This is a genomic window from Nocardia sp. NPDC058518 (assembly GCF_042719655.1).
Taxonomy (GTDB): Bacteria; Actinomycetota; Actinomycetes; order Mycobacteriales; family Mycobacteriaceae; genus Nocardia.
In genome coordinates this window covers 10,075-31,533 of record NZ_JBHXNJ010000026.1, presented here as the reverse complement: position 1 = coordinate 31,533, position 21,459 = coordinate 10,075, and the positions used below count along the sequence as shown (strand labels likewise).

Annotated in this window: 16 protein-coding genes; 8 read left to right on the top strand and 8 right to left on the bottom strand. The window is 68.0% G+C overall.

Annotated elements, in window-relative coordinates; translation table 11 throughout:
* Nucleotides 1-5 precede the first annotated feature (5 nt).
* A complete protein-coding gene (locus tag ACFWPX_RS31855) occupies nt 6-368 on the bottom strand; it encodes a cupin domain-containing protein (RefSeq protein ID WP_378931708.1) in 363 nt (120 codons plus the stop codon).
* Between the two features lie 127 nt (nt 369-495).
* Nucleotides 496-1,251, bottom strand: a complete 756-nt coding sequence (locus tag ACFWPX_RS31850; protein ID WP_378931706.1) for a hypothetical protein — start codon at nt 1,249-1,251, stop codon at nt 496-498.
* Between the two features lie 145 nt (nt 1,252-1,396).
* Here ACFWPX_RS31850 and ACFWPX_RS31845 point away from each other — a divergent pair, with 145 nt between their 5' ends.
* Both ACFWPX_RS31845 and ACFWPX_RS31840 read left to right on the top strand, forming a co-directional pair.
* A complete protein-coding gene (locus tag ACFWPX_RS31845) occupies nt 1,397-2,470 on the top strand; it encodes an esterase-like activity of phytase family protein (RefSeq protein ID WP_378931704.1) in 1,074 nt (357 codons plus the stop codon).
* Nucleotides 2,471-2,620: 150 nt separating this feature from the next.
* The gene (locus ACFWPX_RS31840; RefSeq protein ID WP_378931702.1) at nt 2,621-6,160 is read left to right on the top strand and encodes a protein kinase; all 3,540 of its coding nucleotides are present in this window, start codon (nt 2,621-2,623) and stop codon (nt 6,158-6,160) included.
* A gap of 33 nt (nt 6,161-6,193) precedes the next feature.
* On the opposite strand, the gene ACFWPX_RS31835 is transcribed toward ACFWPX_RS31840, so the two are convergent.
* Together ACFWPX_RS31835 and ACFWPX_RS31830 are read right to left on the bottom strand one after the other, a co-directional pair.
* Entirely contained in the window at nt 6,194-7,510 is a 1,317-nt protein-coding gene (locus ACFWPX_RS31835) for a class I SAM-dependent methyltransferase (RefSeq protein ID WP_378915231.1), read from the bottom strand.
* Complete coding sequence (locus tag ACFWPX_RS31830) at nt 7,507-8,949, bottom strand: FAD-binding oxidoreductase (RefSeq protein ID WP_378931700.1); 1,443 nt, start codon at nt 8,947-8,949, stop codon at nt 7,507-7,509. Before ACFWPX_RS31830 ends, ACFWPX_RS31835 begins: the two co-directional genes overlap by 4 nt.
* Nucleotides 8,950-9,128: 179 nt before the next feature.
* On the opposite strand from ACFWPX_RS31830, the gene ACFWPX_RS31825 reads away from it, so the two are divergent.
* Entirely contained in the window at nt 9,129-9,563 is a 435-nt protein-coding gene (locus ACFWPX_RS31825) for an SRPBCC family protein (RefSeq protein WP_378931698.1), read from the top strand.
* A 20-nt stretch (nt 9,564-9,583) separates the two neighbouring features.
* Here ACFWPX_RS31825 and ACFWPX_RS31820 read toward each other — a convergent pair whose 3' ends face one another.
* From ACFWPX_RS31820 to ACFWPX_RS31810, 3 genes are read right to left on the bottom strand one after another with little or no spacing between them, the layout of a single operon-like run.
* Nucleotides 9,584-9,934, bottom strand: coding sequence for a VOC family protein (locus ACFWPX_RS31820; protein ID WP_378931696.1), 351 nt, complete (start codon nt 9,932-9,934; stop codon nt 9,584-9,586).
* Entirely contained in the window at nt 9,934-10,761 is an 828-nt protein-coding gene (locus ACFWPX_RS31815) for a MerR family transcriptional regulator (RefSeq protein WP_378931694.1), read from the bottom strand. Before ACFWPX_RS31815 ends, ACFWPX_RS31820 begins: the two co-directional genes overlap by 1 nt.
* Before the next feature lie 45 nt (nt 10,762-10,806).
* Complete coding sequence (locus tag ACFWPX_RS31810) at nt 10,807-11,382, bottom strand: hypothetical protein (protein WP_378915241.1); 576 nt, start codon at nt 11,380-11,382, stop codon at nt 10,807-10,809.
* A gap of 271 nt (nt 11,383-11,653) precedes the next feature.
* On the opposite strand from ACFWPX_RS31810, the gene ACFWPX_RS31805 reads away from it, so the two are divergent.
* Both ACFWPX_RS31805 and recR read left to right on the top strand, forming a co-directional pair.
* Entirely contained in the window at nt 11,654-11,998 is a 345-nt protein-coding gene (locus ACFWPX_RS31805; protein WP_378915243.1) for a YbaB/EbfC family nucleoid-associated protein, read from the top strand.
* Nucleotides 11,998-12,606: a recombination mediator RecR gene (recR, locus tag ACFWPX_RS31800; protein ID WP_056822003.1), complete on the top strand. Its 609-nt coding sequence runs from the start codon at nt 11,998-12,000 to the stop codon at nt 12,604-12,606. Before ACFWPX_RS31805 ends, recR begins: the two co-directional genes overlap by 1 nt.
* A 53-nt stretch (nt 12,607-12,659) precedes the next feature.
* Here recR and ACFWPX_RS31795 read toward each other — a convergent pair whose 3' ends face one another.
* A complete protein-coding gene (locus ACFWPX_RS31795) occupies nt 12,660-13,301 on the bottom strand; it encodes a hypothetical protein (protein ID WP_378915246.1) in 642 nt (213 codons plus the stop codon).
* Nucleotides 13,302-13,455: 154 nt separating this feature from the next.
* Between ACFWPX_RS31795 and ACFWPX_RS31790 the strand changes: the two genes are divergently transcribed.
* The 3 genes from ACFWPX_RS31790 to ACFWPX_RS31780 are packed head-to-tail and all read left to right on the top strand — an operon-like array spanning nt 13,456 to nt 21,457.
* Nucleotides 13,456-17,487, top strand: coding sequence for a transglutaminase family protein (locus ACFWPX_RS31790; protein ID WP_378931692.1), 4,032 nt, complete (start codon nt 13,456-13,458; stop codon nt 17,485-17,487).
* A 41-nt stretch (nt 17,488-17,528) separates the two neighbouring features.
* A complete protein-coding gene (locus ACFWPX_RS31785; protein ID WP_378931690.1) occupies nt 17,529-20,564 on the top strand; it encodes a circularly permuted type 2 ATP-grasp protein in 3,036 nt (1,011 codons plus the stop codon).
* A complete protein-coding gene (locus tag ACFWPX_RS31780; protein WP_378915251.1) occupies nt 20,561-21,457 on the top strand; it encodes a transglutaminase N-terminal domain-containing protein in 897 nt (298 codons plus the stop codon). Before ACFWPX_RS31785 ends, ACFWPX_RS31780 begins: the two co-directional genes overlap by 4 nt.
* Nucleotides 21,458-21,459 lie beyond the last annotated feature (2 nt).

The window sequence follows — 21,459 nt, the reverse complement described above, 5'->3', positions numbered from 1 at the left end:
CGTTGTCAGCGTTTGGCGTAGTCGGCGAAGCCCTGCCAGTCGAGCATCACGCACGGCTCGTCACCGACGGTCCATGCGTCATGGCCGGGGGCGACGATCATGACATCGCCGGGGCCGAATTCCTGTCTTTCACCGTCATCCATCTCGACCACGAGCCGTCCGGACAGGCAGTAGCCGATGTGTGGGGCTTGGCAGCTGTCGGTGCCCGCGATCGGCTTCACGTGGTCGCTCCACCGCCAACCCGGTTCGAAGACAGCGCGGCCGACCGGACCGCCTTCGACATTGACCAGGTCGAGACGACCTTTACCTTGCTCGAACGGCCGGGTTTCCTCGGGCGCGTCGAAACTCATACGTACCAGCGCGGACATGACATCTCGCTTCTGCTCGGGTGATGAGCGGTCATGTCGTGGTCCACCGAGTGGAGGCCAGCACGGCCCACGGCCGCGCCCATCGAGGATCCAATTCTTCGCGCATTCGGGGTAGGTAGCAAGGCCCCTAGCGGAAGGCGAGCGCCCCGACGATGTCGCCGTGGCGGTACCGCAGATACTTCTCGACGAGGGTCGAATCGACAGCCGCCGTCGCGGTCACGAGCGTGATCACCACGAATTCCTTCGATGCCCCGGCCTTCCATTTGCCGGTCTCGAAGTCGTCGATCATGCCCGCGGGGCGCACTTTCAGATCCTTTTGCTCGATCTTGTCGGCCGCCGCTTCAGCCGCCGCCGCGTCCGGCATCGCCAGCACGAACTGGGTCAGCTTCACTGCTCCGGCCTCGGCCGAGAGCAGCATTTCGACCGCGTACTGGCACCCGAGCCCGGTGAGCTTCCCGTCCTTCTCGACCGCGGCGCAATTGTCGTGATCGCGCCCTTCCACCCAGTCGGCCTTCATCTCGACCTCGCCGAGCTTGAAGTTCCACGGCCTCTCATAGTCGGCATAACTCAACTTCGCCCCGGCCTTGGGCTTCGGCTTGGTAGTCGTCGTCGGTTTCGCGGCCGTGGTGGAAGTAGCCGGAGCATTCGCGGACGCGGCCACCGCGGTACCCGCAACCCCCTCCCGACCGGCCGACACGAGCAGCCCGGCACCGATGGCCAAGCCGGCGATCACCACCAGCGCGACAACGATCCACCCCGCGTTCGACTTCGGTGGCGGTCCGAGCGGCGCGATCTCCTGCGCATACGGCTTCGGACCGGCGGCACCGTACTCCTGCGGTTGCCCCCAAGGTGCCGGATCCTGCTGCCCCGACGGATACGTCATAACCAACTCCCCCTCGTCATCCCCGGCGCGCTCCGAGCCCGCCCACCCTCGACATTACTGACCCGTTGGGCAGTGACCGATAGTTCGGGTGGTGTTCACCTGGGGGTGTGGTGGGGTGGATAGCTTGTCGTTCATGGGACGTCGCGTGGCTGCAGTGGTTCTGGGAATTGTCGTCGCGGGGGGCGCGGTGCCGGACGCGACGGCTGCGGTGGGTGGCGTGCGTGTGTTGGGGGAGCACGTAGTCGCGCACGATTTCGAATTCGGCGGGACGGTGGTCGGTGGGTTGTCGGGGATTGACTACCTTTCCGGCAGTGGGGAATTCGTACTGATCAGCGACGACCGGTCCGAGAAGGGACCCGCTCGGATATACACGGCTCGAATCCCGTTGGGGGCGAACGGGATCGGTCCCGTGAACTTCGTCGGAACGAAGCCGCTGCTGCGCCCCGATGGTGGTGTGTATTCGCCGAAATCGGTGGATCCGGAGGATATTCGGGTTGATCCGTGGACGGGCGACTACTTCTGGACGCAGGAGGGCGAACGCGCTGGTGGGGTGCTCGCCGATCCGTCGGTGCGGGTGGCTCGCCCGGACGGCGGGTTCGTCGCGGAGTTGCCGATTCCGGAAAACGAACGCATGCGCGCCGATTCGGGACCTCGGCAGAATCAGGCGCTCGAAGGGGCGACGTTCGCGGCCGGTGGGGCGTTGTTCGTGACCGCGATGGAAGGACCGCTCCTCCAGGACGGGCCGGGCGCGACCACGACGGCGGGGGCGACGACCCGGATCACCGTGCAGGCCAGGTTCGGACCGGTGCTGGCGCAGTACGCGTATCCGTTGGAGCCGGTATTCGCCGAATCGCGGCCGGAGGCGGGGCAGGCGAGCAACGGCGTGACCGCGATCCTCGCCGACGACACCCTCGATCCGACTCGATTCCTGGTGGTCGAACGGGCTTTCGCCAAGGGTGTGGGAAATCGGGTGCGGATCTTCGAGATCGACACAGCGGCCGCGAGCAATGTGCTCGACGCGCCGGTCGCGGGTGCTCGTCCGGTGACGAAGCGGCTGGTCGCCGACCTCGCCGAGCTCGGGATCGAGGCGGTCGACAACATCGAGGCGATCACGTGGGGTCCGCGCCTGCCTTCGGGTGAGCGCACGTTGGTGCTGGTCGCGGACAACAACTTCGCGTCCGAGCAGCGCACTCAGCTGATCGCGCTCGCGGTGCGCTGAATTCCAGTTCGGACAACCGTTGCCGCCACAGCGTCGAATCTCCACCCGATAGACGCCGGATCGCGCTAGCTTGGATATGTGCGGTGATGTCGGTGACGGCCCCGCATGCCGACCGAAACGCCGGTGACGCCGATGGTGAGAGGTGGTCACATGGATCCGGAGCAGACGCGTATGCAGCGCGGGCTGGCCGAGGCGGCTCCGGTAGGGCTGAATACGCAGCGGACGATGGCGCCGGGGGTGCCCGACGAGGCCGTGATCGCCGAACTCGATGCCATGGGGCTCACCGGAGCCAAGGAGATCGGGCGCGGCGGGTTCGGCGTGGTGTACCGGGCCTTGCAACCCGCGCTGGATCGAGTGGTCGCGGTGAAGGTGCTGTCCTCGGAGATCGATGTGGAGAGCCGGGAACGGTTCCTGCGCGAGGAACAGGCGATGGGCAGGCTGTCGGGTCACCCGAATATCGTCGACATCCTGCAGGTCGACGTGACCGAGACCGGGCTGCCGCTGATCGTGATGCCGTACTGCTCGCGTGGCTCACTCGAACGCCTGATCCACGATCGCGGCCCGCTGACCTGGTCGGATACCTTGCGGGCCGGGGTGAAGCTGGCGGCGGCGATCGAGTCGGCACATCGGGCGGGCATCCTGCACCGGGATGTGAAACCGGCGAACGTGCTGATCAGCGGCTACGGCGAACCGCAACTCACCGACTTCGGTATCGCCCGCATCCCCGGCGGATTCCAGACCTCGAGCAGCCTGATCACCGGCTCGCCCGCGTTCACCGCGCCGGAGGTGCTCAAGGGCAACGAACCGACCGTGCGGTCTGATATCTACGGCCTCGGCGCGACCCTGTTCGCCCTGCTCACCGGCCACGCCGCGTTCGAGCGCCACGCGGGGGAGAAGGTGGTCGCCCAATTCCTGCGCATCACCACCCAGAACGTCCCCGACCTGCGTGCCCAGGACATCCCCGGTGACGTGGCCGAGGTGATCGAACGGGCGATGTCGCCCGAGCCTGCCGACCGTCCGGCCTCGGCCTACGAATTCGGCGAACTGCTGCGCGATGTCCAGCGCGCACACGGCCAGATGCCCGACGAAATGGCGCTGCTCGACGCCGAGGAGACCACCGACGACACACCGGAGGTCCTGAAATCGGTCACCGGCCGCCGCAGCTGGCCGCTGACCTTGCAGCCCGCCGGTGCCTCGGTACCCATGCCGAGCACGACGACCGGCACCCTGCCGCCGACCGCCGCCACCAAATTCCGCCCGCCCACGCCCGCGCGCGAGCCCTTCCCCCGCCAGCGCCTGCTCGACGTGTTGCGCGAGGGCGGCGAGCGCCGACTCGCCCTGATCCACGCGCCCGCCGGTTTCGGCAAGAGCACCGTCGCCACACAGTGGCGCGCGGATCTGGCCACCCGCGATATTCCGGTGGCCTGGCTGGGTGTCGACCAGGACGACGACAGCGAGATCTGGTTCCTCGCCCACCTCATCCAAGCCATCCGCCGGGTGCGCCCCGATGTCGGCGCCGGCCTCGAGCAGGTGCTGGAGGAGCGTCCCGCCGACGCCGTCGCCTACGTGATCGCCACCCTGATCGATGAGATCCACGCCAGCGGGCAACCGGTGGTCGTCGTGGTGGACGACTGGCACCGCGTGCGCGACCCCGGCGTGCAACGGGCGATGGCGACCCTGCTCGACAACGGCTGCCACCATGTGCGGTTCGTCATCACCAGCCGCGATCAGTCCGGCCTGCCGATCAGCCGGTTGCGGGTACGCGACGAACTGGTCGAGCTGGACGCCGCCGCGCTGCGGCTCACCGAATCGGAGACCCGCCAGATCCTGGTGGAACGCAACGGTTTCGCGCTCACCGACGAGCAGGTCGAGCAGATCCACGTCGCGACCGACGGCTGGCCCGCCGCGATCCAGCTGGTGAGCCTGACGCTGCGCGGTAAGGCCGACCCGGCGCAGTTGCTCGCGTCGCTCGCCGAGGGCGGGCACGGGATGCGCGAGTACCTGGCCGAGAACGTGCTCGACGCGCTGGCGCCGGAGCAACTGGAGTTCCTGATGGCGATCTCGGTGGTCGAGCGGGTGAACGGTTCGCTGGCCGGGGTGCTCGCCGACGTCGCCGATGGTGCCGCGATGCTGGCACAGGCCGAGCAGCGTGAGCTCTTCCTGCACCGGATCCAGCACGACCCGGAGTGGTATCGCATGCAACCGCTGTTCGCCGAGCACCTGCGCGCCCGGCTGGACCGCGAACATCCCGGACGTTCGAAATCACTGCACCGCAAGGCCGCTCGCTGGTACGCCGAGCATCAATTGCTGCGCAAGTCGGTGGATCACGCACTGGCGGCGACCGACCTCAAACTCGCCGCCGACCTGCTCGAAAGCGGCGGCATGGACCTGATCGACGGTTCCCGGCTCGCCACCCTGCTCGGCACCGTTTCGAAACTGCCCGTGCAGCAGGTGACGTCACGGTCGAAGCTGCTGATGGCGGTGGCCAGGGCGAACATGAACATGCAGCAGACCGGGACCGCCCGCAACGCGCTCGGCAGGCTGTCGAACCTGCTGGCCCGCAGCGCGCCCGGTGCGCCGGAACTGACCGAACAGCGTTGCGTGGCAACGGTGCTGGATGCCGCCGACCGGGTCGCGCACGATGACATCGCGGAGGTGGCCGACACCCTGGCCGCCGTATTGGAAGAACCAGGCGACCTGCCCGCCTGGACGGTGTCGACCGCCGCCAATCTGATGTCGTTCATCCGGCTGTGCGAATTCGACTTCGACGCGGTGACCGAGCTGCAGGATTGGGCCGCCGACTATCACGCACAGTCGAAGGACCCGCTCGGTCCGGTATTCGGCCTGTGCGCGCTGGGTGATGCCGCCTACGAGCAACTCGACATCGCCGCTGCCACCGCTTTGTTCGAGCAGGCTTACGAGACCGCGCGGACCAAGGCAGGGCCGCGCTCGGACGCCGCCCGGATCGCGGCCGCGCTGCTCGGCGAATTGGCTTATCGCCGTGGTGATCTGGCACTGGCCGATCGGCTGCTCGACGAGAGCCATGAGCTGGTCACCCGGGTCGGTCCGGTCGACTTCCTGATCGCGACCTTCGTGATCGGTGCCAGGGTGAAGGCCGCGCTCGGCGACCAGTACACGGCCTCGGCGCGCCTGGACGAAGGCGCGCGAGTGGCCGCGGAGAACGGGTTGGCCCGCCTGGACGCCCATGTGCGGGCCGAGCGGTCCAGGCTCGGATTCCCCACCGGCGAGGACGGCTTCGTCCCCGACACCTCCGGAAACGGTGCGCGGCGCAAGAAGGGCGCCGCGGCGCTGATCACCGAGGCGCGCGCCATCGCCGAGATCCGCATCCTGCTGGCCGAACAGCGGCTGCGGGCCGACGATCGCGCCGCCCGCCACGCCAGGGTGATCTACGCGAAAACGCTCGACCAAGGCCGTCCCCGCGCCGAATTGGACGCGACCCTGCTGCTCGCGGAGTGCCTCGCGTCGGCGGGGTGGGTCGGGGAAGCGACCGGGCTGGTGCTGCCGGTCCTGCGCACCTGCGCCGAACTGGGCTGGACCAGACCGCTGCTGGACGCGGGGCCGGGTGTGGTCGGCCTGCTGCACGTGCTGCGCACGCAATCCCATGACGGGCAGGAGCATCCGATCCTGCGCGAGCTGCCCGGTCACTTCCTCGACGAACTACTAGCCTGACGCGGCCCGGAATCCCGGGCCGCGATCAGCGATCTACGGCTGCCACCACGGGCGCAACGGGACATCCCAGGTGCCGTTCGAATCGAGCTTCACACCGAGCACGTGGTGCAGCTGGATCACGTTGCGCTGGAAGCCGAGCCGACAGCCCGCCATGTACAGCCCCCACACCTTCGCGGTGCCCTCGCCGACCTCGGCGACGGCAGCGTCCCAGTTGGTGACCAGGTTCTTGCACCATTCGTGCAGCGTCAGCGCGTAGTGCTCGCGCAGGTTCTCCTCGTGCAGCACTTCCAGGCCGACATTCTGGATATCGGAGATGATGCGGCCGGAACCGATCAGCTCACCGTCGGGGAAGACGTAGCGGTCGATGAAGTCGCCCGCCTTGGTGGTGCGGGTGTTGTCGTGGCGGGTGATGCAGTGATTGAGGAACAGCCCGCCCACCCGCAGCTTGTCCTTGATGTAGCCGAAGTAGAACGGGTAGTTGTGCACGCCGATGTGCTCGGTGAGGCCGATCGAGGAGACGGCGTCGAATTCGCCCTCGGGGATATCGCGGTAGTCGCTGTGCCTGACCTCGGCGAGCTCGCCGAGACCTTCCTCGGCGATCTTCTGCTGCGCCCAGGCGGCCTGTTCGGCCGACAAGGTCGCCCCGATCACCCGCACACCGCGGCGTGCCGCGTAGCGAACCATGCCGCCCCAGCCGCAGCCGATGTCGAGCAGCCGGTCGCCTTCCTTCAGGCGCAGCTTCTCGAAGATCAGGCGGTACTTGTTCTCCTGCGCCTGCTCGAGCGTCGAGTTCTCATCGCCGTACACCGCACAGGTGTAGGTCATCGACGGGCCGAGGACGTACTCGTAGAACTTGTTGGAGACGTCGTAGTGGTGGTGGATCGCCTCCGCGTCGCGAGTCTTGGAGTGGCGCAGGCCTTCCAGCGCGATCCGGCGCCAGCGCGGCAACGTTTCCTGCGGCGGAGGTGCGATCGGCTTGAGCCGCTCCCAGCCGAGCGAGCGGGCGATGGTGACCAGTGACAATGCAGAAGGACGGTGGAACTTCATGTCCTGCATGGCTTTCAAGATGTCGTACGGGTCACCGGGATGCACCCCCTCGGCGATCATGTCACCCGCGATGTAGGCCCGCGCCATCCCGAGGTCGCCGGGGGCGCCCGCCAGGTAGTTGATGCCGCGTGGGGTCTTGATCTCGAGGGTGTAGGGCGCGTCCTCCGGGCCGGTCGCGCTGCCGTCGTAGGCGGTCAGGCGCACGGGAATCTCGCCGTCTACGAGGCTTTCGACGACCTCGGCGATGTTGAGCCGGGTCCCCAGCTCTGCCAATACCTCGGATCGGTCCTTGAATGTCGTCACTTGCGTTGCACCGCCTTCGAATACAGATTCAGCAGTCGTTGGTCCGGGTCGTAACGGGTCTTCAGTTCGGTGTAGGTGTCGCCGCCGTAGAGCTCGGCGAACTCGGCCTCGTCGTAGTAGGAGTCCGAGTAGAGCGACTTGTGCCCGTCGAACGCGGACACGATCTTCTCGATGGCGCGGTTGGCCGCCCCTTCCGGTTGACCTCGCTCGGCCGGCACCGCCGACCAGAATCCGACATTGACGTAGGTGCGCTGTGGCTCGAGGGGATACAGCGGCCACGGACGGGCACCGTCCGTCGCCGGCGCGTCGTCGAGCGCACGCAAGCGCAATGGGCACAACCAGATCGGCTCGATAGGTATTTCCCGCAGGAACCATTCGACGAAGTCGGCGGTGTGCTGCACCGGCACCTCGATGTCCTGCACGACGCGTTCCTGCGGGGGGTTGCCCCTGCGGGCCTGCCTGCGGTCGTCGATGCGGTACTTGCGGTCGAGCGCGACCAGTTTCCAGTAGAAACTGCTGCGGCGGCGCGACTTCGGCCAGAGCCTGCGGATCTTCGGGTTCTGGGCGCCGAACGCGCGTGAGCACCAGAACCAGTCGGTGTCCCAGCGCCACAGGTAGTCGTGGATGGTCAGCCGGTCCCGTTTCACGCCGTCGGCGTGTTGCAGGGAGCGGTAGAAGATGTCCATGCCGGTGTAGTCGCTGACCGGGCCCGGTTCATCGGTTTTGCGACCGAGGGTCAGGTAGCTCTCGTTCGCGCTGAACACCACGCCGTCGAGGTAGTCGACGTCCTCGCCGTCGAAGCGGCGTTCGATGACGATCCGATCGAGTTCGGCTTCCAGTTCGCGCAGGTCGTGGAAGCGCACGTGTCGCAGTTCCACGAACGGCAGCACGGGTTCGAGCTCGATCTTGAGCCGGACGGAGTATCCGAGAGTGCCGTAGGAGTTGGGGAAGCCGTGGAAAAGGTCGGCGTGCTCGCCGGTCGGTGTCGCCGTGACGATCTCGCCGGAGCCGGTCAAAATGTCCATTTCCAGCACGGATTCGTGGGGTAGACCGTTGCGGAACGAGGTCGATTCGATGCCGAGGCCGGTCACCGCGCCGCCAAGGGTGATGGTCTTGAGCTGGGGCACCACCAGCGGCGCCAGCCCGTAGGGGAGGGTGGCCGCCACCAGGTCCTCATAGGTGGTCATGCCCGCGACGTCGGCCGTGCGGGCTTGCGGGTCTACCGCGATCACCTGCCAGAGGCCGGACACGTCGAGGCCGGGCGCGGTGGGTGCCGCCCTGGCCCGGAACAAGTTCGATGTCTTCTTCGCCAGTCGGACGACGGCACCGGGTGGGATGGCGCGATAGCTTTCCAGCAGTCGCTCCACACCCGCCCGATGCGCGGCATATCCGGACTCGCGCGCGGCCGGTTCGTGACCAGCCCTACCCAAAAGACTCACTGCCACCCCTTTGACGCTAGTACGACCCTGTCCGCCGGGCCACCGGATACTTGCGCGCCGCGACAAAATGTCACGCACATGTTCCCGCGCCGCCCCAACCTGGTCGGGTGAACCGCTGGGGGACAGGGCAGGATGTAACCCGGTCGAGATATCGCCACACCCCCAGCAAGGAGTCAACAGTGGGACAGGTCAGCGCCAGCAGTTCGATCGTCGTCGCCGCGGATCCGCAGCGCACGCTCGCAGCGATCGGCGATTACGAGACGATCCGGCCGCGCATTCTTTCCTCGCACTACCGCGACTACAAGGTTGTCGAGGGCGGTAACGGCGCGGGCACCGTGGTGGAGTGGACGCTGCAGGCCACCGAGAAGCGCACCCGCAACGTGCGCGCGACCGTGACGGTGGCGGATTCGGTCCTCACCGAACGCGACGCCAACTCCACCATGGTCAACACCTGGACCGTCACCCCCGACGGCACCGGCTCGAAGGTCACCGTCGAGACCACCTGGAAGGGCGCGGGCGGCATCTCGGGCATCTTCGAGGGCATCTTCGCCCCGCTCGGCCTGAAGAAGATCCAGGCCGAGGTGCTCGGCAACCTCGCGCGCGAACTGGCCTGAACTCGGTTCGCGGTAGTCGATCAGTCCTTGCCGATGTCGAAGAGGTTTCCTTCGGGGTCGGCGAGGGTGGTCCACCGCATGCCGTACTCGTCGAAGTCGCCGATGTGCTTGCCGCCCAGGCTGATCGCGCGCTCGATGTAGTCGGCCCACTCGGCTGTGTGGAAATCCAGGTGGACCACATTCTTGCCAGGGGTCTTGTCGGGGACCTGGATGAACATCAGGATCGGAGCGTGGCCGGCGGATTTGCCGACGGTGGCGAAGAACTGCGACGCCTCCGGGTCGACGGGCACGTCGAGCAATTGCGCGTAGAACTCGGCCTGGGCGGTGGCGTTGTGGCAGTCCATGGTGATGTTGGCCAGGGCGATGGTCATCAGATTTCTCCTTCGGTGATCGGCCAGCACACTTCGGTGCGGTAGTCGGCCGGGTTATCGGTGGTATCCGGTCCCACGAGGTAGCGCTCGCGGACCGGTTCGTCGGGCAGTGCGGCGCCGTGCTCGGCGACGTGGCTGCCGAGCGCGCCATAGGTGCGGTCGAAGTCTTCGAACGGGCCGTCGTGAACGGCCACGGCGAAGTGGCGGCCAGGGAATTCGACAACGGCGAAGCCGCCGGTGGGGACGAATTCCGCGCCGGGCGGTAGCGGCACGAACGCGGTGACCGCGCCGTTGTCGTCGGTGAAGAATTCGTTCGAATAGGTCGCTCCCGCAGCACCTCCCGGGGCGATGCCGGACTCGATCAGCGTCGTGTACAACTGCTCGAACGCGATGCCACACCAGTCGGCGATGGCAGTGCGCTCGACCTGGCTGGTGAACGTGAGCGCCGTGAAAGCGGGCTCTGTTCGATAGTCGACCTCTATCGGTGGTGGGGGTGCGGTGAGCAGGGAGCGCAGCGAGACCACCACCTCGCGGGTGCGATCCAGCGCCGCCTCCATCCTGATCAGATGCGCCCGCAGCGCGGAGTCGCGCTCGGCGGGATCGGCCGCGGCGAGCACGGTGCGAATCTCCGGGAGCGGCATGTCCAGATCGCGCAGGCGCCGGATCAGGTGTGCGCGCTCCACCTGGTCGGTGGAATATCGGCGATAGCCGGTGCCGACGTCCACCGAGGCAGGCGCGAGTAGCTCGATCTCGTGGTAATACCGCAGCGTCTTGACGCTCAGAAGGGTGAGGCGGGCGAACTCGCCGATCGCCACGGTTGCTGTCATAGGAGCTAGACAACACCCTCCAGCGGGTGGAGGGTCAAGACCCGGTCAGGCGGGCGCCAAGACGAAGGCGGCGAGCAGCGGCCAAGCGCCCTCGCGCCACCACGAATAGCCGAACCAGACGCCTGGGGTCACCTCGCGGATCTCGTCGTAGACCTGCGGTGTGGGTGACGGCGCGTAGTTCAGCGCCCAGGTGGGGGCACCATCGAGGATCGACGGTGCGCGATAGACATCGGCGGGGAAAGCCTCGATCCCGGCGCCGGTGATCCGGTTGGTCAGTGAGCCGCCGTCCGGCCCGGTGCGGAACACCTTGCCGATCCACAGCGCCGGTCCGGCCGCTTCGAGTTGCGGCGGGCGCGTCACCCAGCCGTTGGTGAGGCCCGTCGCCACCGCCCCCGCCTGCGCGTCACGGTAGATCTGGTCCTGCTGGGTGACGCTGCAGCGGAAGCGCAACGAATCGATGGTCGCCGCACGATTGCCCGGATCCAGTACGCAGCCGGCGCCGTAGTCGGTGATCGCGGCCCCGGAATCGGCTGATACGGCGGCGGGAGAGAGAAGTAGCAGGCTAGCGACAGATGCGACCACGGCCGAAAGCGACGCCGGGCGCACACGGGAAGCATTCATCTGATCTCCTAGAGATTGCTGAATCATTGCCAGACCTTGCCTGATCGTATGCTCGAATCCCCGGCGGAGCCATCGTTTCAGCGGCCATTCTCCACGACTAAACTGGCAACCGCACGCGGCCAGAGCTCCGCACCCGACGCACCCCACGGTTTTCGGCTGCCTCGTACCCGAGGGGCGAGACGGAACGCCGGAGGCGCAGTATCGTCGCTCGGGTGTGCGGCCCCAGGGCCGAAAACCCCGCGGCGCCAGCCGCCAAAGACACAGGAGTGTTGTGCAACCCGGTGATGGTCAGTTCGATATGCAGGCACTGCTCGCCCAAGCTCAGCAGATGCAGCAGGCAGTGATGCAGGCGCAGGCCGAGCTCGCCGAGACCGAGGTGTCCGGTCAGGCAGGCGGCGGTCTTGTGCAGGCCACGATCAAGGTCAGCGGTGAGGTGATCGCGCTGACGATCGACCCGAAAGTGGTCGATCCGGACGATGTCGACGGACTGCAGGACCTGGTCATCGGCGCGATCAACGCCGCGATGGCCAATGCGCAGCAGCTCGCGGCCGAGCGCCTCGGCCCGCTGTCGCAGGGCCTCGGCGGCGGTTCGCTGCCCGGTCTGCCCGATTTCTGATGTATGAGGGGCCGGTTCAGGATCTGATCGACGAGCTGGGCAAACTGCCAGGCGTCGGTCCGAAGAGCGCGCAGCGCATCGCTTTTCATCTACTGCAGGTGGAGCCGCCGGATATCGACCGGCTGCAGGCCGCCCTGCAGAAGGTGCGCGACGGCGTTCAGTTCTGTGTCTCGTGCGGCACTGTCGCCGATGGCGAGCTGTGCCGGATCTGTGCCGACCCACGCCGCGACCGCACGATGATCTGTGTGGTCGAGGAACCCAAGGATGTGCAGGCGATCGAGCGCACCCGTGAGTTCCGTGGTCGCTACCACGTGCTCGGTGGTGCGCTCGATCCGCTCAGCGGTGTCGGGCCCGATCAGTTGCGGATCAGGGAGCTGCTCACCCGCATCGGTAATCAGGAAGACGGCATCGATGTGAGCGAGGTGATCATCGCGACCGACCCGAATACCGAGGGCGAGGCGACGGCCACCTATCTCGTGCGGATGCTGCGCGACTTCCCCGGGCTCACCGTCACCCGGTTGGCCTCCGGGCTGCCGATGGGTGGCGACCTGGAATTCGCCGACGAACTGACCCTCGGCCGGGCGCTTTCCGGTCGGCGGACGCTGTAGGACCAGGCGCGACGGCGGTAGGCGTGATTGCCGCCGTCGCGGCCGTACGAGGATCAGAGCTCGACGCGGGTCCAGGTGATGCCGTCGGTGGTGGCGGGCTTGCCGTTGGCCCAGTCCCAGATGATGCCGGCGACCTGTGCCGGGTCATCGAGGGTCGTGCCGAAATGCCGGTCGGGGGCGCCGTCGCGATATTCGAGGGTGTAGGGGCCGCTCGGGTCGCGGTAGGTCTGGATGTAGCGCTGTTCGCCCTCTTCGACGATGAGGTACGGGTTGGGGGCGGCGAGCCCGGCGACCCACTGGTGTGCCAATTCCTCGGTGAGATACGGGAATTCGCCCGCGCCGCCGTGCGTGACGTTGATCGGGATGTGGTCGGCCGGGTCGATGATCCAGGTCAGCTGCGGATCGTAGACGGCGTAGCCGCGCGGGGTGGCGAGGTCGAAGAGCAGGTTGCGGACGAAGCCGATGGCGTCGTACGGCGAGGGGATGTAGAGCGTGTCGCCGCTGGGGCCGCCGACGGATTCGACGCTGAGGAACGAGTCGTCCACCGGCAGTTCGGCGTTGCGCGCGTTCAACTCGGCCGCGATCTCGGCGATCGGTTCGGACTCGGTCAGGCCTTCCTGGGCGGCGAGGTAGGCGTCGATCTCGTCGACAGAGCTGGCGACGCCGGACGGCAGCAGGATGTGGTCGTAGCTCACGGTGCCAGCTTAGCTGCTGGTGCCCTGCGTCTCGGCCCGGTAACCCGCCGGGCTGACACCGGCTATTACCGCGGTGTTTCGAAAGGGGGGCCGGTCGGGAAACTCCGGTTTCGTCGGCCCGCGCGGTGTCGGGGGTTTGTGGTCCACTTGGTGAATGGGCATCAAGGTGTCACTCGAGCACCGCACGGCATACTCCTTCGATCGTCTCGTAGAGGTGCATCCGCATGAAGTGCGGTTGCGCCCCGCGCCGCACTCGCGCACACCGATCGAGGCGTATTCCCTCGAGGTGTCACCGGCCGAGCACTTCGTCAACTGGCAGCAGGACGCGTTCGGCAATTTCGTTGCGCGCCTGGTGTTTCCGAATCCGACGAAGGAGTTGTCGATCACGGTGGGGTTGATCGCCGACCTCGAGGTGGTCAACCCGTTCGACTTCTTCATCGAGGATTACGCCGAGTTCTTCCCGTTCGAGTACGACACCGCACTCGCCGAGGATCTCGCGCCGTATCTGCGGCGCGTCGACGAGACGGAGCCGGGCAGCGGGCCGGGGGAGTTGCTGCGGGAATGGGCGCGGGTGCACCGGCCGCAGGGCCGGACCAGGGCCATCGACTATCTCGTCGAACTCAACTACGCGCTGCGCAATTCGGTCGACTACACCGTGCGCATGGAGGCGGGTGTGCAAACGCCCGATCACACTTTGCGCACCGCGCTCGGATCCTGCCGCGACTCGGCCTGGTTGCTGGTCGGCGTGCTGCGTGAGCTGGGGCTGGCCGCCCGCTTCGTCTCCGGCTACCTGGTCCAGCTCACCTCCGACGTGCCGTCGCTGGACGGTCCGTCGGGCCCGGCCGCCGACTTCACCGACCTGCACGCCTGGACCGAGGTGTATCTGCCCGGCGCGGGCTGGGTCGGCATGGATCCCACCTCCGGCCTGTTCGCGGGTGAAGGCCACATCCCGCTCGCCGCCACCCCGCATCCCGGGGCCGCCGCCCCGATCACCGGGGCCACCGGGATCACCGAGGCCACCCTCGACTTCAGCAATGTGGTTCGCCGTATCCACGAGGATCCGCGAGTCACGCTGCCCTACACCGATTCCCAGTGGGAACGCATCGTCGCCTCCGGTGCCGCGATCGACGCGCGAATGGCGGCGGCCGATGTCGGCCTCACCATGGGCGGCGAGCCGACCTTCGTCTCCATCGACGACCAGGTCAGCGCCCAGTGGACCACCGACGCCGACGGCAGGCACAAACGGGAGCGCGCCGTCGACCTCGCCGACCGCCTCCGCTCGATCTACGCGCCGACCGGCATCGTGCAGTACCGCCAGGGCAAGTGGTACCCCGGAGAACCGTTGCCCCGCTGGGAGATCGCGATCGCCTGGCGGGCCGATGGCGTGCCGATCTGGCGGCGTCAGGACCTGCTCACCGACCCGTGGACGCCGGTGGCGCGGCACACGCCGCAGACGCGGGTCGCCACCGAAACGGCAGAACCCTCCCACTCGAACGGATACGCGGCTGCCGAGGTCGCGCCCGCTGTTGTCGCACCGAGGGAGCCCGGCCCGGTCGACATGGTCGCGGTCTTCGATGCGCGTCGTCGGATCGGTGGTGACGAAGTCGCTGCCGCGGTTATCGCGCTGGGGCTCGCCGATGACGACGATGTGCGGCGCAACGGCGAGTCGGGCGGTGTCGACCTGCTCGACATAATCGACTACGCCGATGCGGCCGATCTCGCGGAGGAGGCAGAGCCTGCTGAGGAAGCGGTGAGTTTCGACGTGGTGGAGTTCGACGACGGACCGCCGCTGATCGAGGAGCCCGTCGAGCTGGTCGCCGCCGAACATCGCCGCGCCGCGGAGAGCCAGCAGGCCTGCGCCGACGCCGGTGGCGATGCTCGCCCGGCGAAGGAGGTCCCGGCGAAGGAGGTCAAGGTCTCGAAGAAGGAAGCCAAGGAGTCGGCCAAGGCGGCCAAGAAGGCTGAGGCCGAGCTGCGAAAAGCATCGAGGAAGAACAAACTTCGCGGGAAGAGGGACAAGGGAGCTGGGAGCGGTCCGCCGTCGGTCCACCCGCCCATCCAGTTGACCCGCTCGCAGCCGAGCAACTCGGCCGCCGGGGTGATTCCCGACCGAGCGCCCGCGGCCGACATCGGTGCGGCCAAGGCGTTGATCGCCGAGATCGCGGGCACCCTCGGGTTGCCGGAGGTGCAGGTGCGGCCCGCGTTCGAGGATCCGTTGGCCCGGTTGGCGGCGACCGTGAGCGCGCCGTACGGCGATCCGCCGCCCGCGGACATCGACCCGGCCGAGGACTCGCCCGAGGTGCGGCGGGTCTTGCTGGAGAGTTTGGAGGAGTCGGTCGATCAGCCGTCGGCGTACGTGCTGCCGATTCATCGGCGGGCCGACGGCGCGGGCTGGGCCAGTGCCGACTGGCAGCTGCGCCGTGGACGCGCCGAGAACAGTCGCGGCCGGATCGTGTTGGCCGATGGCGATTCGCCTGCCGGACTTCGTCTTCCGATCGGGTCGGTGTCCTGGCACGCGCCGCCGATCCTGCCCGACAGCGACCCGCTCTACCAGAAACCGCTGAGCGCGGAACGGGTCGAGCCGCCCGCCGCGGTGGAGCCTGCCGATTTCACGCCGACGACCGCGCTGGTCGCCGAGGTCAGGCAGGGCCGGCTGCATGTGTTCCTGCCGCCGGTGACCGAACTCGACGACTTCCTCGATCTGATCGCCAAGGTCGAGGCGGCGGCGGTGGCGATCGGGCAGCCGGTGGTGTTGGAGGGCTACGCCCCGCCGAGTGACGCACGGCTACAGACGTTTTCGGTGACGCCCGACCCCGGTGTGATCGAGGTGAACATCATGCCGACCAGCTCGTTCGCCGAGCAGGCCGAGGTGCTGAACACCCTCTACGAGCAGGCAAGGCTCGCCCGGCTGAGCACCGAATCCTTCGACGTGGACGGCACCCACGGCGGTACCGGCGGCGGCAACCACATCACCCTCGGTGGGGTCACCCCGGCGCGTTCGCCGATGCTGCGCCGCCCCGACCTGCTCGTTTCCATGCTCACCTACTGGCAGCGCCACCCGGCGCTGTCGTACCTGTTCGCGGGCCGTTTCGTCGGCCCGACCTCGCAGGCGCCCCGCGCGGACGAGGGTCGCGAGGGCGCGCTCTACGAACTCGAGATCGCCTTCGCCGAGGTGGCCAGGCTGTCCGCGCAGGCTGCGGGGCCCACGCCTTACGAAATCCAGTCGGCCCCTTGGCATATCGACCGCGCACTGCGGCATCTGCTCACCGATCTCACCGGCAACACCCACCGCGCCGAGTTCTGCATCGACAAGCTCTACAGCCCCGACTCGGCTCGCGGCAGGCTCGGGCTGCTGGAACTGCGCGGCTTCGAGATGCCGCCACATTTCCAGATGGCGATGGTGCAGTCGTTGCTGGTGCGCGGCCTGGTCTCGATGTTCTGGGACAAGCCGCTGCGCGCGCCGCTGATCCGCCACGGGTCCAACCTGCACGGCCGCTATCTGCTGCCGCACTTCCTGATGAACGACATCGCCGAGGTCGCCGCCGACCTGCGCGCGGCGGGCGTCGACTTCGACACCGCCTGGCTCGACCCCTTCACCGAATTCCGCTTCCCCCGCATCGGCACCGCCATGATCGGTGAGGCGGAGCTGGAACTGCGCGGCGCGATCGAACCGTGGCTCACCCTCGGCGAACAGACCACCGGCCAGGGCACCGCTCGCTACGTCGACTCCTCGGTGGAACGCCTCCAGGTGCGGTTGGTCGGTGCCGATCGCGGCCGATACGTCCTGACCTGCAACGGCATGCCGATCCCGCTGCTGGCCACCGACAAATCCGATGTACAGGTGGCGGGCGTGCGCTACCGCGCCTGGCAGCCGCCGAACTCGCTGCACCCCTCGATCACCGTCGACGCCCCGCTGGTGTTCGACCTGGTAGACGGCGCGACGGGCATCTCCCGCGGTGGCTGCACCTACCACGTCGTGCACCCCGGCGGCCGCGCCTACGACGACGCGCCCGTCAACGCCGTCGCCGCCCAGTCGCGCCGCAATCGCCGTTTCGAGGCCGCCGGACATACGGTGAACCCGATGGATCCCGCCGAACTCCGTGCGAAGATCGCGGCACAGTCGACCGATGTCGGCGCACCAGGCATCCTGGACCTACGCCGCGCGCGAACAGTGTGGGGTACCTAGTCGGTCATTTGGCGCCAGCCGCAATCAACACAGGAGGCTCGGTGGCTCAGCGCGATGAAGCGCTCAGGGACGGGAATCGGCAGGGATCGGGCGTACGCGCTCAGGTCGCCGAGCAGTTCGCGCGGTATCGGGCTGACAGCTTGGCGGGTGCGCGCTTCGACGAGTGCGGCAGGCCGACCACGGGCTATTACGACGAGCTGGTCGACGGTCGTGGGCGGGTGCGATCGATGTGGTCGGAGCTGTCGGCCGACTTCATCGATCAGGGGATCGGCGGGATCGATCGGATCGATCACCGGGTGCGCAGGCAGATCGAGGACGACGGTGTCACCTACACCGAGGTCGGTCTCGGCGGCGATGACGACACCGCGATCCCGCAGCCGTGGCGCCTCGACCCGATTCCTCTGCTGGTCTCCGCCGAGGACTGGACCCGCCTGGAAACCGGGCTGGTGCAGCGCTCGCTGGTGCTCGACGAGGTGCTCACCGATGTGTACGGTCCGCGCAGGCTGCTGAGCTCGGGCCTGCTGCCCGCGGAGGTGGTGTTCGGCAATACCGGGTATGTGCGGGCCGCGCACGGCATCACGATCCCCGGCACCCATCAGCTGTTCCTGCACGCCTGCGACATCAGCCGGTGGAGTGACGGGCAGTTCCGGGTGCTGGCCGACTGGGCGCAGGCACCCTCGGGTGCCGGGTACGCCCTCGCCGACCGTCGTGTGGTGGCCTCGGCGATTCCCGAGGCTTTCGAGCACGCGGGGCCGCGACCACTGAGCCCGTTCGCACGGGCCATGCGGTTGATGCTCGAGGAGGCGGCGCCCGAGCTGGCCGACGGGGAAGAGCCGGTAGTCGTCGTGCTCAGCCCGGGTTCGCATTCCGAAACCGCCTTCGACCAGGCATATCTCGCGCAGATGCTCGGTTTTCCGCTGGTGGAGAGTTCCGATCTGGTGGTGCGCGACGGCGCGCTGTGGATGCGCTCGCTCGGCAGCTTGGAACGAGTCGACGTGGTGCTGCGGCGCGTAGACGCCGAATTCTCCGACCCGCTGGATCTGCGACCCGATTCGCGCCTCGGGGTGGTCGGGCTGGTCGAGGTGCTGCGCCGCGGGGCGGTGACGGTGGTGAACACCCTCGGTAGTGGGCTGCTGGAATCGCCCGCGCTGAGCCCGTTCCTGCCGCGCATCGCCCGCTCGGTCCTCGGCGAGGATCTGCTGCTCGACGCCACCCCCACCTACTGGGGTGGCGACGACACCGAGCGCGCGCACCTGGTGTCGCACGTCGGTGACCTGGTGATCCGCTCCGCCGTCGACGGCTCGACGATCTTCGGGCCGAGCCTGTCGGCGGCCGAGCGCACCGACCTCGCCGCCCGGATCGAGGCGGAACGGTGGAAGTGGGTCGGGCAGGAACCCGCCGAGTTCTCGGTCGCGCCCGCGGTCGACGGCCCGGCGGGCTTGGCGCCCGCACCGGTGGGCATGCGGTTGTTCTCGCTGGCCAGGCGGGGCAGCTACACGGCGATGTCGGGCGGACTCGGCCAGCAGCGCATGCGGCTCGAACCGACCCGCAGTGTGATCAAGGTGGCCGCCAAGGACGTGTGGGTCCGCGCGGCCCCGGCCACCGTGCCCGCCGTGAGTTCCGAAGCCCCGCACGAGGAACGGTTGCGCAGGGCGGTTCCGGTCGTCGAGGCGATCAGCTCACCGCGTGTACTCAACGACCTGTTCTGGATGGGCCGCTACAGCGAACGCGCCGAGTCGGTGGTCCGCCTGCTCGCCGCTACTCACGACGTCTACCAGGACTACCGCTACCGCCCCTGGCTCGACGGCGCCGAAGCCTTGCCGATCCTCATGCGCGCGCTGTCGATCACCACGGGCACCACCGCTCCACAGTCGGTGCTGCCCGACGGAATCGGTCAGCTGGTGGCGGTGCGGTCCGACGCGACGCCGTCACCGCGCTCCGCGTCCGACGAAGTATCAACGGACGCAACACCTCACGACTCAGCCTCCGATCCGATGGCATCGGCGGGGCAGAGCCAGTCCGCAGCGGATGAGGCGGAACTCGACTCCGAGGACGACGAGGCGGAGGCGCCGTGGGAGCGGGCGGGGACCAGTGCGCTGGCTCGCGCGCTGCGCACCACCGGTGTCACGCCCGAGCGTGGGGCGGAGCCGGTGCCCGCGCCTGAGCCGGAGCCGGTTCTCGCCCGGTCGCGGCAGGCGCAGGGCCAGTTCACCCATCGTGCGATGGATTCCAGTGGTCAGGACGGTGTGGCGGCGCGCCGGGCGGTCGCGGGCGCCTCCGCGGAGGGGTTCCAGTACCTGGCCTCGTTGACCGGTGACCGCGAGCTGGCCGGATCGTTGTCGTACGCCGTGGACCACTACGGGTCCGCCGCGCGGGCGGTGCGCGATCAGCTGTCCAGCGACACCTGGATGATCATCGGTGCTGTCGATCGCGCGCTGGCCGAATTCCGCAGTGCCAGTACCGAACAGGAGACGGCGCTGTCGGCGGTGCATTCGCTCACGCTGGCGGCGTTGCTGTCGCTGTCGGGGATCGGCGCCGAGTCGCTGGTGCGCGACACCGGCTGGTACGTCATGGATATCGGCAAACGGATCGAGCGTGGACTCGCCGTGACGTCGCTGATCAATGCCGCACTGGGGCGGCGGAGTTCTGCCGAGGTGCAAGGGGTGGTCGCGGAGGCCGTGCTCACCGCGACCGAGTCGGCGGTGAGTTACCGTCGCCGCCATCGTGGTTCGGCGCATGTGGCAGCGCTGGCCGGACTGCTGCTGTTCGATCCGGGCAATCCGCGTTCGCTGGTCTATCAGCTCGACCGCCTCGAGGCCGACTTCCAAGCGCTACCAGGCGGTTCCGGCGCCACGCGTTCGCAGCGACTGCTCGCCGATGCCCAGCGCATGCTGCGCCGCGTCGACCCGGCCGACCTGGAACACACCGACGACGACGGCGTCCGAACCGAGCTGGTGGAACTGCTGGAGGGGGTGCACTTGCGATTGCGCAAGCTGGCCGAATCGTTCGAAGCCACCAAACTCACTGTCCCGCTGGGTATTCAGCCGCTCTGGGGTAATACCAGGATGGTCGGATGACCCGGCGATACATGGTGGTGCACCGCACCACCTACAGCTACTCCGACGAGGTGACCAGCTCCTACGGTCGCGCGTACCTCACCCCGCGCGAATATCCGGGCCAGCGCCTGCTCGAGCACGAGATCTACATCGACCCTGTGCCTTCGGACCGCTCGGTGGGCACCGATGTGTACGGCAACACCACGACGTATTTCCATGTGACCTCCGAGCACCGCAATCTCGAAGTCACCGGCGAGTCCCTGGTCGACGTCGACGGCGAACATCCGGGGCACCTGCCGGGTGTCGACCTGCCATGGGAGTCGGCGCGTCCGAGCACCGCCACCGGCCCACTCGCCGTCGAGTTCACCCTCGATCTGCTCCCGCCCGAGATCACGCCCGACGTGATCGACTACGCCGCGCGGAGTTTCCCGCCGGGACGGCCGCTGCTCGAGGCGGTGACCGAGCTGAACACCCGCATCCACGACGACTTCGAGTATCGGTCCGGCTCCACCACGGTGAGCACCAGCGTGGCCGACGTCTTCGCCGCCCGCGAAGGTGTCTGCCAGGACTTCGCCCGGATCGGCGCGGCCTGCCTGCGCTCGCAGGGTCTGGCCGCCCGCTACGTCTCCGGCTATCTCGCCACCGATCCGCCCCCTGGCAAGGAACGCATGGTCGGCGTCGACGCCACCCACGCCTGGGCGGCGGTGTGGCTGCCCGGCACCGACGACACCGATCGCACCGGCCGCTGGATCGCCTTCGACCCCACCAACGACCAGTTCGCCGACGAGCGGTACGTGACGGTGGCGTGGGGCCGCGATTACCAGGACGTTCCGCCGCTGCGTGGCATCATCTACACCGATGCGAAGCAGTCCACAATCAAGGTGTCGGTCGATGTAGCTCCGGTGGAGGTGTAGTC